The sequence below is a fragment of the Bacillus canaveralius genome, from assembly GCF_002860125.1.
GTDB classification, from domain to species: domain Bacteria; phylum Bacillota; class Bacilli; order Bacillales; family Cytobacillaceae; genus Bacillus_BJ; species Bacillus_BJ canaveralius.
In genome coordinates this window covers 35,798-51,627 of record NZ_PGVA01000007.1, presented here as the reverse complement: position 1 = coordinate 51,627, position 15,830 = coordinate 35,798, and the positions used below count along the sequence as shown (strand labels likewise).

The following is a 15,830-nucleotide window of genomic DNA, read 5'->3' as shown; positions in this document are numbered from 1 at the left end:
TATTTCAGATTTTTTTCGGGATTAAAGTGAAAAATAGAGCCTGAAATAATGTGCTCGTTTACATCACTCCTCTTCTAGTCCTCTATATACTGCTTTACGTTTATATACTATTGTTCCAACTTCTTCTCCATTTTTCGAGGGGAAAACTGCCTTTATTTCTACAGCTTCACCAATTTTAAACAACTCTTCAACAGAAATCTTCTTTTTAAGGGCAATTTTACGATCATCTCTTCTCATTCAAAACACCTCCACAATAATAAGAATTGATTATTTATTTTATAGTGTATGTAATTGTAGTCATTTCTTTCTTAAAGCCCAACTAATAGTTTTCAAATATAAAACTAAATAATATTGTACATGAATAAAAATGAACTGATTGTTTTTTATAATTGCAATATAATTTTAACCAAAAAAAACGTAGTAAGGAAAAGCCCGAACTTAAAATTTAACTGGGTCTAAATAATAATATTGAGATAAAAAACAGAATGAGAATAAAAAACACTCTGTTGTTTGTTTTTATACTAAAATTTAAGGAAAATATTTAGTTTTGTACAAATTTGTTTAGTACTGTAAAATAATAGAAAAGAGCATTTGAGGGGGAATATCATTGAGCAAACCAAAATTATCGATATTTTTTGGCGCTGGAGCAGAAATAGGTTACGGGCTGCCGTCAGGCGGGAAGTTTGCATTAGAAATATTTAGATGTTCAAACGAAGAAGATAAAGAGTTTTTTCGTCAGCAAATTCAAAACATCAATCGTATGTCTCAAATCGCTACACAATGGCTCCCTGATAATTACTCAAATAAGCGTCTAAATGTATTCGGTAAAGGGGAATTTGAGGGATTGATTGCCTCAAGCCTAGAGAATAGACGAAATAACATTTTAACCTATCTCAACCACTTTGATGAAAAGGTCACTTACCTTCTTCAACACTGGTATGTAAACGACGAAATAATTCGGCGAAAATTTACCGAAGAAACAGATGAGCAGATTGGAGAAATGCTTTACAGTCAGTCTATCAGACTCAATGAAAAATTGGCTTCCCAAGTTCCTCTATTTGATTCTGAATATTTTTCTGCTTTCTTAAGAATATTAGCCAAGCACCCTCAGGATCAACAAATAAAACGAATTGTACGAGCTTTCTTGGAATTGTTAGTAGGAGCATTTGGACAGAGCCTGGTCTCACAATTGAACGAAGAATTGTTTACGCAAGCACCAGACGAACTGAGTGTGTTCGATGACTTATCAGGTATTTTTTCTTTAAACTACCAAGGTGTAGGACAAACTGGGATGGAAATTGTCATTGAAGAACGTCCCCTAGATATTGACGAAGGCACAGAAGGATTAACCATTTTTAAGGAACTAGGACGCACCATTTTGGAAGAAATCTACTGCCAAGCAATGGATTATCAAGCCTTAATTGATAGTCACTTTCGCTATTTATACAACCCTAAAGCTCATTGGGCAAAGTTTACTCGGATTGCTATTTTTCTTCATACGGTTAGAAGGTATATTACGCAATATGTTCAGGTTGACCCATTAAAAATTTCAGGGGGACCAGGTTATTACCACGACCTTTTAAACTTAAGAGAGCAATATGAGGTCAAAGCTATCGGAACCACAAATTACAACAACTTTGTGCAACAAGTTATTTCGGAAACAGCATTAGGAGAAACTCCTATTTACCACTTAAATGGGAGTGTAAACGAATACTACGATCCTTTTAAAAACGAAATTCTAACGAATCCAACGCATGAAGAAAGAGAAGGTCGTATACTTGTTCCTTTTATGTTCACACAAAGTGGCATTAAGCCGTTAACATCTGTTGAAATGTCCAGAAAGTATGTAGAATTATATGATCATTTTGTTCAATCAGATGTAGTATGTGTCATTGGCTATGCATTTAATGGGGATGATGGTCACATTAATGGGATGTTCAGAAGTCTAGTGGAGCAAGAACATAAAAGATTATTCATCTTTCACTATAAGAACGATACCCGTTCCGAAGTTCAGGTAGAAAGGGAATATAAAGAAAAGTTAAGATTAAACTCTTCAGAAAGCCTTAAAGTTTTTCTAGTGAATCAAAATCGTATAGCGAATGAAAACATTTGGTTTGAAAATATACTTAATGAGTTCGTTACTCATTAAATGACCTACAAGCGCATTGACAATGAGTATGCAGCAGTGGGAACAATGGTTTAAGAGTGAACTAGCAAAATTATTGAACTAACGAAGTGCTTAGTTGCAGATCTGCCTGCCAACAGACGGCTCTTAAAGCGGGCTCAGTAAAAAAATAAAACCAGGTGAGTTGATTTACTCACTATGGAAATAAGATGCGATTCAATTGACTAAACTCATATCAGTATCTTATTCCATAGGATTACAACTTTAATTCAATTGAGCAACACTATTGAACATTTGTGTGTTAAAAAACCTAGTCAGTGATAACTGACTAGGTCAGAATTTAGAAAAGTAAGAAGGTTCATTTTTTAATTCCAAACGAGTTTGTCAAAGATAAAATAAAGCATAAGTCTTCCAAATCGAAAACTTATGCTTTAAGTCAAAATTAGTGAAGTGATGGGTTCAAAATAATCTAACTCCCAAGTTCTTTTAAAGCATAATATGGTCACTTTCTTTTTAAAGCATAAAGGTGTAATGATGACATATTTATGCTTTAAGTCACACAAAATAAAAAATCCACCATTCTTATGTATGGTGGAGACGGTGGGAGTCGAACCCACGTCCAAGAATATTGGCACTTAAGCTTCTACGAGTGTAGTCGACATATTAGCGTTTCGCGGCAACCTTCTGCCTATCGACAGGCGTCCGGGCAGCTAGTCTGGTTGTTCTCTTCCTTCATCCTCAGACGGTGGAATCCGGCGTAGCCCACTTAAAGTGAGTCCCTTACCCTACCACATGGGCAATGGAGGGAGGAACCGCTATCGACTGTTATTAAGCAGCGAAAGCGAGGTTGTTGTTTTCTTTGCCAGTTATAGGCTTTGACGTTTTAACGAGGCCGATCCCCTCGACTCGCAACCTAAGCTCAAACTATCCCTGTCGAATCCGTAGCGTCCCCATTATTAAAGGTCCTGCAAGTCTTTTTTTTCAGACTGTCACAGGCAGGCGTTACGTACGCTCAAGATCATGAGCATTAAGTTTTGCCACCAACAGTGACAATTACTATTATACCATATTGCTGGCATTTTTCAATAGTGGATACTCATATCATATCTTCTGTCTGTCCCGGAAGGCCCGCTCGATGTCGCGTTTTGCTTCTTTCTTTTTCAAGTCTTCACGCTTATCGTATTTCTTTTTACCTCTGGCAAGGCCAATTAATACCTTCGCATATCCGTTTTTCAAATAAAGCTTGACAGGAACAAGTGAGTATCCCTCTTCTTTTGTTTCACCGATCAGCTTACTGATCTGCTTTTTATGAAGGAGCAGCTTTCTCGTTCGCAATGGGTCGTGGTTATAGCGGTTTCCCTGTTCGTACGGGCTGACATGCATATTGTATAAAAAGACTTCGCCGTTTTGGATTCGTGCGAAGGCATCTTTAAGGTTCACTCTGCCGGCGCGAATTGCTTTAATTTCAGTACCTTGCAATACGATACCTGCTTCATATGTTTCTTCAATAAAGTAATCATGGTATGCTTTTTTATTTTGTGCGACAGTCTTTCCCTCGCCCTTTGGCATGATATTTCCCCCTTTTCCCCTCAGCAGGGAAAAACAACGTTTCTATTTATCCCTCTATTTTATCAAAAATAAGCCGGGCTCACAACGTTCGAGCGGGAAAGAGAGGCCGAGGAAAGCTCTCTCATTAATCAAGTTAACGGCTTTTTTTCTTTTTATCCCGCTTTATTTTCGGTGCATTTTCATAAAACCGTTTGCTCTTCTTCGGTTTCTTTTTGTCTTCGCCTTTTTCTGCTGCTTTTTTGGCACGCGGTTTCCTCGGACCGTCACCTGCTTTAAAGACTCGGGGTGCCCCAGTTGTGTCGCGGCGGCGTGTCCCTTTCATGCCGACGATTTCAAAGTCAATCGACCGTTCTTCCGTATTTACCTTGACAACACGTACTGTTATTTCATCACCAATGCGGAAAACATTGCCAGTCCGTTCACCAATCATCGCAAAATGGCGCTCGTCATAACGGTAATAATCGTCGGTCATATAGCTGACGTGCACAAGCCCTTCAATCGTGTTTGGAAGCTCGATAAACATCCCGAAATTTGTGACAGAGCTGATGATGCCATCATATTCGACGCCAATTTTGTCTTCCATAAATTCAGCCTTCTTCAGTTCATCTGTTTCCCGCTCGGCATCGACAGCGCGGCGTTCCATGTTGGAAGAGTGTTCAGCTATCTCCGGAAGGCGTGTGTTCCATTTCTCCCTTGTTGCCGGATCCAGCTTCCCTTCAATTAAATAGGTGCGAATCAAGCGGTGTACAATCAAATCGGGATAGCGGCGGATCGGTGATGTAAAATGCGTATAGAATTCAGCCGAAAGCCCAAAGTGCCCAAGGCTGTTCGGATTGTATTTTGCCTGCTGCATCGAGCGGAGCATGACAGTAGAGATAACCATTTCTTCAGGCTTGCCCTGGACTTCTTCAATAATTTCCTGAAGCGCTTTTGGATGGACCGAATTGGCGCTACCTTTTACAATATAGCCAAAGTTGGTGATAAACTCGAAGAAGCGCCGCAATTTATCTTCCTTCGGATCTTCATGAATCCGGTAAATAAACGGGACATCCATCCAGTGAAAATGCTCGGCAACCGTTTCGTTCGCAGCAAGCATGAACTCTTCAATCAAACGCTCGGCTACTGTACGCTCACGAATGACAACGTCCGTTGGCCTCCCATCTTCCTCAACGAGAACCTTCGCCTCTTTAAAATCAAAATCGATCGCCCCTCTGTTCATCCGTTTCTTCCGCAATACTAAAGAAAGCTCTTCCATCAATTTAAACATTGGCACAAGCGGCGCATATCGTTCGATTAAATCTTCATCCTGATCAACGAGGATCTTTTTTACATCCGTATACGTCATGCGCTCTGTCGTTTTAATGACGCTTTCAAAAATCTCATGATGAACCACTTCCCCGTCAGGTGCAATTTCCATTTCACACGAAAGGGTAAGCCTGTCCACCTGCGGATTCAATGAACATATTCCATTGGAGAGACGGTGGGGGATCATCGGAATCACTCGGTCAACCAGGTACACGCTCGTTCCGCGTTCCTCTGCTTCCCTGTCAATCGGCGAATGTTCCTGAACATAATGACTAACATCGGCAATATGGACACCGAGCTTGTAATGACCATTGTCCAATTTTGTGACCGTAACCGCATCATCAAGATCCTTAGCATCTCGACCGTCAATCGTCACGATCGTTTGATTTCTTAAATCCCTGCGATTGGCAATTTCACTTTCAGCAATGATTTCCGGCGCTTCATTCGCCTGCTCAAGCACATCTTGTGGAAAGGCCATCGGCAAGCCATGCTTGTGAATGATAGAGAGAATATCAACACCCGGATCGTTTTTATGGCCGAGAATTTCGACAACTTCTCCCTCTGCACTTTTGCGTCCTTCTGGATAAGTTGTCAGCTTAACAACGACTTTATGTCCCTCGATGGCACCTTTAGATGCAGACTTCGCAATAAAAATATCGCTCGTAAACTTTTTATCATCGGGAAGCACAAATCCGAAATGCTTACTCTCTGTGTAGGTTCCGACAATTTGCTTGATGCCACGCTCAAGAATTCGGACAATTGTACCCTCGCGCCGTTGTCCCGAGCTTTCTGTTGAAACACGCACTAATACAATATCGCCGTGCATCGCATTATTCGTTTCGTTTGGTGGAACGAAAATATCATCCATGCCCGGCTCGTCCGTCACAACGAAGGCGAACCCTTTCGCATGTCCAGATACTCTCCCGCGAATCAGATTCATTTTTTCCGGCAGGCCGTAGCGGTTGCTGCGCGTTCTGACAACGAGCCCTTTCTCTTCCATGACAACTAGTGCTTTAACAAAATCTTTAAAGGCTGATGAGTCCTCAATCCCGAAGGCTTCTTCAAGTTCCTGGACTGTCAGCGGCTTATACGCCTCATCCTTCATATATTGTAAGAGTCGGTCAATGTGGTGCTGGATGGTTTCATCCATTGTAATCCCTCCTTTTCAGGGCTTCTGTTTTTATTCTTGCCAATTTAAGCTTTCTAAAAACTGATAAATATCTTCATGAAGCTGGTCGCGCTCTTTATCGAGTGTGATGACATGTCCCGATTCCTCGTACCATTTCAGTTCCTTCCGCTCGGACTCAACTTCATTATAAATAATATTCGCGCTTTCTGTATTGATCATATGATCATGGCGGGCCTGGACGACAAAGGTCGGGGCATATATCATATCAACATGATTGCGGACGTCGGCAATGAGGTTTTGCAGTGCTTTTAATGTATTCATCGGTGTTTTCTCGAATTCAGTCATTTCCTGTTCAATTTGCTCTTCACTTTTGCCTTCATGTTTTTTATATTCGCGGGCATATGCCAGGATTCCTTTATACATGACTTCCTCACTTTTAATATGCATCGGTGCACACATCGGTACGATACCCTTTACCGGTACTGTATAACCCAGTTTCAAAGAGAAGACTCCGCCTAAAGAAAGGCCGGCAATGGCAATTTCGTTATGGCCCTTGTTTTTCAAAAATTCATAGCCTCCGATCACATCCTTCCACCAATCTTCAGGACCGGTATGGACAAGCTCTTCCGGAGGAACGCCATGGCCTTTATAATGAGGGGCATGGCTGGTATAACCTTTTTTCTCAAGAAAGCGGCCAAGCATGCGGACATCCGCTGAATTTCCTGTAAATCCGTGCAACAGCAAAACCGCTCTCTTTCCCCCTTCAAAAGTAAACGGCTTCGGCATAACAATATTCATTTATGAAAAACTCCTTTTCTAACGTAATATTTCCTTACATCCTCTTCATTAAACGTTTAACCACAAGTACTTTATTTTTAGCAAACATACCGATAACATTCCACTAAAACGTACTCATCTATGTAATTTCAGCATATAGAAAAAAAAGCATAAAAAAACCTGACCCGTCACAGGCCAGGATTTATTGTATTCTTATAGGTCAAAATACGAAACCGCAATCGTTAAGAAAAAAAATAAAACCGAGAGAACGATTGTAATGCGGTGGAGAATCAAGTCAAGCCCACGTGCTTTTTGCTTACCGAATAATTGCTCAGCACCACCGGAAATGGCTCCAGAAAGCCCTGCGCTTTTTCCCGATTGAAGAAGTACAACAACGATAAGTGCGATACATACAATAACCAATAGTGTGACTAATACTGCGTGCAAGAAGTCCACCTCCTATAAAACGTACCTTCACAGTATTTTTAATGTATCATATTTCCTTACATTAAACAATAACAATCTGAGTCAGGTGATCACTACACCAGGGGGTGGTCTGCTCGAAATTCATCTGTAATCATTCTTGAATGTGCAGCAGATCCAAAAACTCTTGCTCCGGCTTCATATATTTCGTGCCCTTATCTGATTGAAAATAGATTGCCTGGTCATCTCCAAATGAAACATTGACCTTTAAGCTGCCGAAATCAATCTCACTGATTTTTTCACGGGTGGACGCTTCTTTATCCCAATCTATAGCATGATTAATAATATAGGCAATTTGATTGATCGTATCTTTGTCGTTTATTTCTATACATGCCTCATTGTGGGAACTGGCATAAATACAAATACTGTCAGGAATTTGCACAATCCATGTTGTGAACGTGTGAATAGGGGTCTTATCGAACACTACCTCGGTGCGTCCCTCTTGTTCGTTATAATAAGCGGAAACCGACAGCTCTCCTTCAAACCCTGACTTCTGCCACTGTGAATGGAAGCTTGATTCATGTTTTTCTTTGTTGATTTCAAATATTGGTCTCTGCGATACTTTCCAACCATTGTTCGGCAGTTCTTTTTCATAAAAATCATAGATATCATTGACGTGATTGCCGACGAGAACATACTCATGTTCATCCGGCTCTAAACCCTCAAACAACGGAATGTCATCTTCTTGTTCAGGGATAATCGACGTCCCGGAATGATTATTATCAATTACCTTAAGATAAAAGAACCAACTGGTTAAGGCGATTGTCGCAATAAATAATATAATAAACCAACTATTTCTTTTCACCTATGATACCTGCCTCTAATGATTCGATTTATAATAATTATTTTACCACCATTTCCTTTATTCTTTCTTAGTAAGGAAGAAAACATATAAAAAACCTCCTACTTTTCCATGAAAAATAAAAAGTAGGAGGTTTTTCTGTTTATTTATTTTGTTACTATCAAGGAAAATTACTTCTTCAGGTTATAAAAAGAGCTTAACCCGCCATACACGGCTAATTCACCAAGCTCGTCTTCGATGCGAAGAAGTTGGTTGTATTTTGCAACCCGGTCTGTACGGGACATCGAACCAGTTTTGATTTGTCCGGCATTTGTTGCGACAGCAATATCAGCAATCGTTACGTCTTCTGTTTCACCGGAGCGGTGGGAAACAACTGCTGTGTATCCAGCGCGCTTCGCCATTTCGATCGCGTCAAATGTTTCTGTTAGTGTACCAATTTGGTTTACTTTGATCAGGATTGAGTTGGCAATCCCTTTTTCGATTCCTTCAGCAAGCTTTTTGGTGTTTGTAACGAATAGATCGTCACCAACAAGCTGGACTTTGCCGCCGATGCGGTCCGTTAACAGCTTATGGCCTTCCCAGTCATTTTCGTCCAATCCATCTTCAATAGAAACGATTGGGAATTGATTAACAAGGTCTTCATAGAAGCTGACCATGTCTTCTGAAGATAAACCTGTGCGGCCTTCGCCGGCAAGGTCATATTTGCCTGTTTCCTTGTTAAAGAACTCAGAGGAGGCAACATCCATTGCGAGCAAGACGTCTTTACCTGCTTCGTAACCTGCGTTAGAGATTGCTTCGATGATCACTTCTAATGCTTCACGGTTTGAACCAAGGTTTGGAGCGAATCCGCCTTCGTCACCAACTGCTGTGTTCAGGCCTTTGCTGGATAGAACTTTCTTCAAGGAATGGAACACTTCTGCACCCATGCGGATTGCTTCTCTAAAAGTAGGCGCTCCGACAGGCATGATCATGAACTCCTGGAAGTCCACGTTATTGTCAGCATGGGACCCACCGTTGATGATATTCATCATTGGCGTTGGCAGCTGCTTCGCATTTGATCCGCCAAGGTAACGGTATAAAGGCAAGCCAACAGATTCAGCTGCAGCATGAGCTGCCGCCATTGAAACACCAAGAATTGCGTTCGCACCCAATTTCCCTTTATTGTCAGTGCCGTCAAGCTCAATCATTGTACGGTCAATGCCAACCTGGTCTGTAACGTCCATACCGATAACCGCTTCTGCAATTACTTCATTGACGTTTTCAACTGCTTTTTGTACGCCTTTGCCAAGGTAGCGTGATTTGTCACCGTCACGAAGCTCAACCGCTTCATACTCACCGGTTGAAGCGCCTGATGGCACGATTGCACGGCCGAAGAAACCAGATTCGGTAATCACTTCTACTTCAACTGTTGGATTTCCGCGGGAATCAAGAACTTCACGTGCGTATACATTTTCGATGAATGGCATAATCAAAATCTCTCCTTTTGGATCAGTTATTTTTTTAATAAAGATCGTCCAGTCATTTCAACTGGTTTTGCTAAATTTAAAAGATCGAGCATTGTTGGTGCCAGGTCGCCGAGAATTCCGTCTTCCCGTAATTCAGCGCCTTCTTTTGTAACAATGACAGGGACCGGATTCGTTGTATGTGCAGTCATAGGGTGCCCTTCGATGGTGACTACTTCATCAGCATTCCCATGGTCAGCGGTGATAATCGCTGTTCCGCCTTTTGCGATAATCAAATCGACAAGGCGACCGAGGCATTCATCGACCGTTTCGACCGCTTTAATTGTCGGTTCGAGCATGCCTGAATGGCCGACCATATCCGGATTTGCATAGTTTAGAATAATCGCATCAAAGTTATCCGCCTCTATCTCTTTCACGAGCGCATCCGTGACTTCGTATGCACTCATCTCTGGCTGAAGATCGTAGGTCGGAACCTTTGGTGATGCAATTAAAATTCGTTCTTCACCAGGAAATTTCTCTTCGCGTCCGCCGCTCATAAAGAACGTAACGTGAGGATATTTTTCGGTTTCAGCAATACGCAGCTGTTTCAGGCCGTTTTGCGCCAGAACCTCTCCAATGGTGTTATCGAGATTCGCTGGTTTGAAAGCCACATAGCCGTCAACTGTCTCACTGAAATGCGTCAAACAGACAAAGTGAAGGTTTTGCGGATGCTTCCTTCCCCGGTCAAAAGAACGGAAATCCTTGTTTGTAAAAGTATTCGAGATTTGAATGGCCCGGTCAGGACGGAAATTATAAAAAATAACCGCATCTTCATCTTCGATTGTTGCAACCGGTTTTCCATCGGGTCTCGTTAATACCGATGGTAACACAAACTCATCAAAAATTCCGTTTTTGTAGGAGTCTTCAATAAGTTCCAATGGATTCGAATAGGCTGGACCCTCTCCGTACACCATCGAGCGATATGATTTTTCAACACGCTCCCAACGCTTGTCCCGGTCCATCGAATAATATCGGCCTGAGATTGTCGCGAACTCTCCTACACCATACTCATTCATTTTCTCCAAAGTTTCTTCAATATATTTCCGGGCCGTTTGCGGCCCGACATCGCGTCCGTCCAGGAACGCGTGAAGATAGACTTTTTCGACTCCTTCCTCAGCGGCAAGGCGCAAAAGCGCAAACATATGCTCAATATGGCTGTGGACGCCACCGTCAGAAAGAAGCCCGAATAAATGGAGTCTTTTCCCTTTTTCTTTTACATGCTTGATTGCATCAAGAAAGGTTTGATTTTTCGCAAATTCGCCTTCACGAATCGAAATATTGACTCGTGTTAAGCTTTGAAACACGGTTCGGCCCGCTCCAATATTTAAGTGGCCGACTTCGGAGTTCCCCATCTGCCCCTGCGGAAGCCCGACTGCTTCTCCGGATGCAATCAGCTTAGCATGTGGGTACTTGTTCCAATATCGTTCGAAATTTGGTTTGTTCGCCTGCGCAACAGCATTCCCTTTTCGCTCGCCTCTTATAGCAAACCCGTCAAGAATGATGAGCGCAACAGGGGCTTTACTCATTCTGGCCTGCCTCCAATAGCTGTAGGAATGACTGGGCCTCAAGGCTTGCTCCGCCTACAAGGGCTCCGTCAATATCTGGCTGTTCCATATATTCTTTAATGTTGCCCGGCTTTACACTTCCGCCGTATTGAATGCGGACTGCATCAGCTGCAGCCGGTGAAAATTGTTCCGCAACCACCTGGCGGATATGGGAACAAACTTCATTTGCATCTTGCGCAGTTGAAGATTTACCTGTTCCAATCGCCCAGATTGGTTCGTAAGCAATGACAGTTTGCTTAACTTGATCTTCTGTTAAACTGTTTAATGCTTTTTTTACCTGGTCGCCGACAAGCTGATTCGTTTCGCCGTTTTCACGCTGTTCAAGTGTTTCACCGACGCAAACAATTGGTGTTAAACCATAATTAAATGCGGAAAGCGTCTTTTTGTTGACCGAATGATCGGTTTCGTTAAACATTTCCCTGCGCTCGGAGTGTCCGATAATTACATATTTAACTCCAATGTCAGCAAGGGCTTTCGGGCTTACTTCCCCTGTAAAAGCACCGCTTTCTTCAAAGTGCATATTCTGGGCACCGATTTCGAGATCATAGTCTCTTGTGCTTTCGACTAACTGTTCCAAAAACAATGCCGGGGCACAGACGACCGATTCGATGTTTTCTTTAGGAGGGACCAGCCCGTTTACTTCTTCAATAAAGGCTTTTGCCTCTGAAAGAGTTTTATGCATCTTCCAATTTCCTGCGATAATTGGTTTGCGCATGTCGCACATCCTTTCGTGTGTCAATTCTGGGAGCAAAAGCTGCTCCCCGGTTTATTTATCCAGTAAAGCCACGACCCCAGGAAGTGCTTTGCCTTCCATAAATTCGAGGGACGCACCTCCGCCGGTGGAGATATGGCTCATTTTTTCAGCCAGGTTGAATTTTTCAACTGCTGCTGCAGAATCTCCGCCGCCGATTACCGAATATGTATTAGACGCTTCGGCAAGTGCTTCGGCGACAGCTTTCGTTCCCCCTGCAAATTTATCAAACTCAAAAACACCCATTGGACCGTTCCAAATGACTAATTTTGAATTCTTGATGACATCGCGATAAATTTCCGCCGTTTTCGGACCGATATCCAAAGCTTCCCAATCAGAAGGAATCTCTTCAATCGCTACTTCTCGAGTGTTTGCTTCAGGTGAAAAATCATCTGCGACAATTGCATCAACTGGCATATAGAAGTTAACGCCTTTTTCTGCTGCTTTTTGCATAAACGATTTTGCCAGATCGATTTTGTCTTCCTCAAGCAATGATTTTCCGACTTCATTTCCGTTTGCTTTTACAAATGTGTAAGCCAAGCCGCCACCGATAATTAAGTTATCAACCTTTTCAAGCAGATTATCGATGACACCGATTTTATCTTTTACCTTGGCACCGCCAATAATTGCTGTGAAAGGCCGTTCCGGATTAGACAATGCTTTCCCAAGCACCGCCAATTCTTTTTCCATCAAAATGCCTGAAACCGCTGGAAGATGGTGAGCAATTCCTTCTGTTGATGCATGGGCACGGTGGGCAGCTCCGAACGCGTCATTGACATAAATGTCAGCTAAATCTGCAAACGCTTTTGCCAGCTCGGGGTCATTTTTTTCCTCGCCCTTGTAGAATCGGACGTTTTCAAGGAGGAGTACATCGCCATCAGACATTGTGTCAATCTCTTTGCTGACAGACTCTCCGTATGCTTCATCCGTTTTTTTCACTTCTTTGCCAAGAAGCTCTGACAATCGAGCGGCAACCGGGGTAAGCCTCAATTCCTCAACAACCTGGCCTTTAGGACGGCCGAGATGGGATGCCAAAATAACCCTGGCGCCCTGTTCTGTTAAATATTGAATTGTCGGCAGCGCAGCGCGGATCCGTGTTTCATCCGTAATGGTTCCATCCTTCATCGGAACGTTAAAATCAACACGGCAAAACACTTTCTTCCCTTTTACATCCACATCTTTTACGGTTTTTTTATTCATGGCAAAAGAACCTCCTTTGGATTATCAGCCTGGACGAGTAAAAGGGAGTGGGGAATGATCCCCGCTCCCCTTTTCATCCGTCTATATTATAGTGGTTCACGATATTAATATCCATTAATTATATAATGCATGGATATTTATTCTTTTAGTCTTATAGTCCTTTTTGAGCGATGTAATCAACAAGGTCAACTACACGGCTTGAATAGCCTGTTTCGTTGTCATACCAAGAAATAACCTTTACCATGTTACCTTCCATAACCATTGTGGAAAGTGCATCGATAGTGGAAGAATACTCACTTCCGTTAAAGTCCCTTGATACCAAAGGCTCTTCTGTGTAGCCTAAAATCCCTTTTAATTCTCCCTCAGAAGCTTCCTTGAAAGCGGCATTTAGTTGTTCAGCTGTTACATCTGAATTAAGTTCAGCCACCAAGTCTACTAAAGATACGTTTGGAGTTGGTACGCGCATTGCGCCTCCATTTAATTTACCTTTGAGTTCAGGCAAAACGAGGGACACTGCTTTTGCAGCACCAGTTGTTGTCGGAATAATATTTTCTGCCGCGGCACGGGCACGTCGATAATCCTTATGCGGCAAGTCCAAGATTTGCTGGTCATTTGTGTATGAGTGGACAGTTGTCATCATTCCACGTTTAATTCCAAACTTATCATTAAGAACTTTCGCGAAAGGAGCTAAACAGTTAGTAGTACAAGAAGCATTCGAGATTACATGATGGTTTGCAGCATCATATTTATCATGGTTTACACCCATAACAATTGTGATATCCTCATCGCTCGCAGGAGCAGAGATAATAACTTTTTTCGCGCCGGCTTCTAAATGTTTTGCAGCGTCAGCACGCTTTGTAAAACGGCCTGTTGATTCAACAACCACTTCAACACCAAGGTCGCCCCAGCCTAGTTGGGCAGGATCGCGTTCAGCAAGAACTTTTACTTTTTTCCCGCCGACAACGAGGGAATCTCCATCAACAGTCACATCCTGGTCCAGCTTACCGTGAACAGTATCATATTTTAATAAATGCGCAAGCATATTTGCATCTGTTAAGTCGTTTACTGCCACTACTTCTACATTTGGGTTGTTCAGTGCTGCACGGAATACAACACGTCCAATTCTACCAAAACCATTAATACCAACTTTTACTGCCATGATGATTTTCCTCCTTTGAATATATAAGGCTTTTTATTTATATAAAGGGGGTTACCCTTGTATCAACTGCTTAGCGGCACCTTCATCGGTAATTAAAATCGTCGATGCCGGAGCCTGTTTCATGTAGGCGCGAATGGCCTTTGCCTTTGAGAAGCCGCCCGCAACAGCCAAAACGCTGTCAACGCCGGGCAAGTCTCCAAGCTGCAAACCAATCGTTGGGACTTTGTGGACAATTTCCCCAGTTTCATCAAAGTAATAGCCGAAAGCTTCACCAACAGCTTTCTTTTTACGAATGATCTCCAAATCTTCCGCACTCGTTTTCCGGCGCTCCGCCATTGTTATAGCGTCTCCAATTCCATGTAAAACCATGCTAGCCGATTTGATTAAATCAAGCACTTCATGAATAAAAGGCTCTTTTATAAATGATTGGTAAATTTCACGGCTTACCTGGTCAGGTACATAAAGAACGCGGTGCTTTGCCCCTGTTTGCGCGGCCATTTTTGCACAGATCGTATTCGCCTGGTTTTGTACATCTTCACCCAACCCGCCTCTTGCAGGCACAAACAGCAAATCATTCTTGCCAAAATCGAGTGTCAGCATTTCAGCAACTGCCGCCATTGTAGATCCACCGGTTACGGCAATGATATTTTCGTCGTGAAGACGCTCTTTCATGGAGATCGCGCACGCTCTCCCAAGTTCATGCTTTACCCATGGTGACTGGTCGCTGTCGCCATTGACGATAATCACTTTTTGGATGCCAAGCTGGGCTTCGAGCTGGCGCTCTAATTTGTCTATACCCGTTATGCCTCTCATTATGCTATCAAGTCTTTCCAACAGGGCCTTGCCTTCTTCTGTTAAACTCATTCCCAGGCTTGTAAAATAAAGCAAGCTCTGGCCCTTTAAAAACTCGACTTCTGAACGAAGCACGCGCTCGGTAAGCCCGAGGCTGATCGCCAGACTTCGTCTCCCCACTGGCTGCATCACGTTTATGTATTGGAGGATCAGATAACGTTTTTGCATAACATCAAGCAGATCAGGCAATAATCTTCTTTGGATATCAAATAATGAATTCATCATACCGTTTCTCCTTGAATGAAGTGATGTTGGTCACAAAACGTCCCGGTGTGACATATTATGTCCCGCTAACGGTAAAAAAAAATCACTCCTGATTCCATTTTCATTTTAACAGGAGTGAACGGCTAATTCAACATATATGTTTAATCTTTTTTTTGCAAACGTTTACTTAATTCGAATTTATCAATATGACCATATTGAAGCATCTCTCCGTCAAGTTCGACAACCGGAATCATCAAACCGTATTTCTCGGTTAATTCGTCGCTTTCGTCAATATCCCATTCTTCCAATTCGAAAGGATTTTCTGATCGCATCTCAATTAAAGCGGTTTTTGCCTTGTCACATAAAGGGCATTTAGTTCGCGTATAAAAAATAAGCTTAAGCACCAG

Annotated in this window: 14 protein-coding genes and 1 other RNA gene; 1 reads left to right on the top strand and 14 read right to left on the bottom strand. The window is 42.4% G+C overall.

Features of this window, described 5'->3' with window-relative positions; genetic code table 11:
* Positions 1 to 63: 63 nt before the first annotated feature.
* On the bottom strand, positions 64 to 237 hold the full coding sequence (locus CU635_RS23225) for a hypothetical protein (RefSeq protein ID WP_180956490.1): 174 nt from the start codon (positions 235 to 237) through the stop codon (positions 64 to 66).
* A gap of 370 nt (positions 238 to 607) precedes the next feature.
* On the opposite strand from CU635_RS23225, the gene CU635_RS04455 reads away from it, so the two are divergent.
* A complete protein-coding gene (locus tag CU635_RS04455) occupies positions 608 to 2,149 on the top strand; it encodes a hypothetical protein (RefSeq protein ID WP_101575979.1) in 1,542 nt (513 codons plus the stop codon).
* A 565-nt stretch (positions 2,150 to 2,714) separates the two neighbouring features.
* Here the strand turns inward: CU635_RS04455 and ssrA are convergent.
* The 13 genes from ssrA to CU635_RS04390 form a co-directional block, all read right to left on the bottom strand.
* Positions 2,715 to 3,077: a transfer-messenger RNA gene (gene ssrA / locus CU635_RS04450) on the bottom strand.
* A gap of 149 nt (positions 3,078 to 3,226) precedes the next feature.
* Positions 3,227 to 3,694, bottom strand: coding sequence for an SsrA-binding protein SmpB (gene smpB, locus CU635_RS04445; RefSeq protein WP_101575978.1), 468 nt, complete (start codon positions 3,692 to 3,694; stop codon positions 3,227 to 3,229).
* A gap of 133 nt (positions 3,695 to 3,827) precedes the next feature.
* Positions 3,828 to 6,149, bottom strand: a complete 2,322-nt coding sequence (gene rnr, locus CU635_RS04440; protein WP_101575977.1) for a ribonuclease R — start codon at positions 6,147 to 6,149, stop codon at positions 3,828 to 3,830.
* A 30-nt stretch (positions 6,150 to 6,179) separates the two neighbouring features.
* Positions 6,180 to 6,926: an alpha/beta hydrolase gene (locus tag CU635_RS04435; RefSeq protein ID WP_101575976.1), complete on the bottom strand. Its 747-nt coding sequence runs from the start codon at positions 6,924 to 6,926 to the stop codon at positions 6,180 to 6,182.
* Positions 6,927 to 7,118: 192 nt separating this feature from the next.
* Positions 7,119 to 7,352 carry a preprotein translocase subunit SecG gene (secG, locus tag CU635_RS04430; RefSeq protein ID WP_101575975.1) on the bottom strand — a complete coding sequence of 78 codons (234 nt, stop codon included), beginning with the start codon at positions 7,350 to 7,352 and terminating at the stop codon, positions 7,119 to 7,121.
* 130 nt (positions 7,353 to 7,482) lie between these two features.
* Entirely contained in the window at positions 7,483 to 8,193 is a 711-nt protein-coding gene (locus tag CU635_RS04425; RefSeq protein WP_101575974.1) for a hypothetical protein, read from the bottom strand.
* A gap of 167 nt (positions 8,194 to 8,360) precedes the next feature.
* Entirely contained in the window at positions 8,361 to 9,656 is a 1,296-nt protein-coding gene (eno, locus tag CU635_RS04420) for a phosphopyruvate hydratase (RefSeq protein WP_101575973.1), read from the bottom strand.
* 26 nt (positions 9,657 to 9,682) lie between these two features.
* Positions 9,683 to 11,218 carry a 2,3-bisphosphoglycerate-independent phosphoglycerate mutase gene (gene gpmI / locus CU635_RS04415; RefSeq protein WP_101575972.1) on the bottom strand — a complete coding sequence of 512 codons (1,536 nt, stop codon included), beginning with the start codon at positions 11,216 to 11,218 and terminating at the stop codon, positions 9,683 to 9,685.
* Positions 11,211 to 11,972 (bottom strand): triose-phosphate isomerase, encoded by a 762-nt coding sequence (tpiA, locus tag CU635_RS04410; protein WP_101575971.1) that lies wholly within the window; start codon positions 11,970 to 11,972, stop codon positions 11,211 to 11,213. The genes gpmI and tpiA overlap by 8 nt, the downstream gene beginning before the upstream one ends.
* A gap of 51 nt (positions 11,973 to 12,023) precedes the next feature.
* Complete coding sequence (locus CU635_RS04405) at positions 12,024 to 13,208, bottom strand: phosphoglycerate kinase (RefSeq protein ID WP_101575970.1); 1,185 nt, start codon at positions 13,206 to 13,208, stop codon at positions 12,024 to 12,026.
* Between the two features lie 151 nt (positions 13,209 to 13,359).
* A complete protein-coding gene (gene gap / locus CU635_RS04400; protein WP_101575969.1) occupies positions 13,360 to 14,367 on the bottom strand; it encodes a type I glyceraldehyde-3-phosphate dehydrogenase in 1,008 nt (335 codons plus the stop codon).
* Between the two features lie 51 nt (positions 14,368 to 14,418).
* A complete protein-coding gene (locus CU635_RS04395) occupies positions 14,419 to 15,441 on the bottom strand; it encodes a sugar-binding transcriptional regulator (protein ID WP_101575980.1) in 1,023 nt (340 codons plus the stop codon).
* Between the two features lie 143 nt (positions 15,442 to 15,584).
* Complete coding sequence (locus CU635_RS04390) at positions 15,585 to 15,827, bottom strand: glutaredoxin family protein (RefSeq protein WP_101575968.1); 243 nt, start codon at positions 15,825 to 15,827, stop codon at positions 15,585 to 15,587.
* Positions 15,828 to 15,830 lie beyond the last annotated feature (3 nt).

Excerpts from the sequence above, each read along its gene's own strand:
- CU635_RS04395 (WP_101575980.1), bottom strand. The coding sequence starts at position 15,441 with ATGAATTCATTATTTGATATCCAAAGAAGATTATTGCCTGATCTGCTT.
- CU635_RS04435 (WP_101575976.1), bottom strand. The coding sequence starts at position 6,926 with ATGAATATTGTTATGCCGAAGCCGTTTACTTTTGAAGGGGGAAAGAGA.
- smpB (WP_101575978.1), bottom strand. The coding sequence starts at position 3,694 with ATGCCAAAGGGCGAGGGAAAGACTGTCGCACAAAATAAAAAAGCATAC.
- tpiA (WP_101575971.1), bottom strand. The coding sequence starts at position 11,972 with ATGCGCAAACCAATTATCGCAGGAAATTGGAAGATGCATAAAACTCTT.
- gap (WP_101575969.1), bottom strand. The coding sequence starts at position 14,367 with ATGGCAGTAAAAGTTGGTATTAATGGTTTTGGTAGAATTGGACGTGTT.
- CU635_RS04405 (WP_101575970.1), bottom strand. The coding sequence starts at position 13,208 with ATGAATAAAAAAACCGTAAAAGATGTGGATGTAAAAGGGAAGAAAGTG.
- CU635_RS23225 (WP_180956490.1), bottom strand. The coding sequence starts at position 237 with ATGAGAAGAGATGATCGTAAAATTGCCCTTAAAAAGAAGATTTCTGTT.
- rnr (WP_101575977.1), bottom strand. The coding sequence starts at position 6,149 with ATGGATGAAACCATCCAGCACCACATTGACCGACTCTTACAATATATG.
- eno (WP_101575973.1), bottom strand. The coding sequence starts at position 9,656 with ATGCCATTCATCGAAAATGTATACGCACGTGAAGTTCTTGATTCCCGC.
- gpmI (WP_101575972.1), bottom strand. The coding sequence starts at position 11,218 with ATGAGTAAAGCCCCTGTTGCGCTCATCATTCTTGACGGGTTTGCTATA.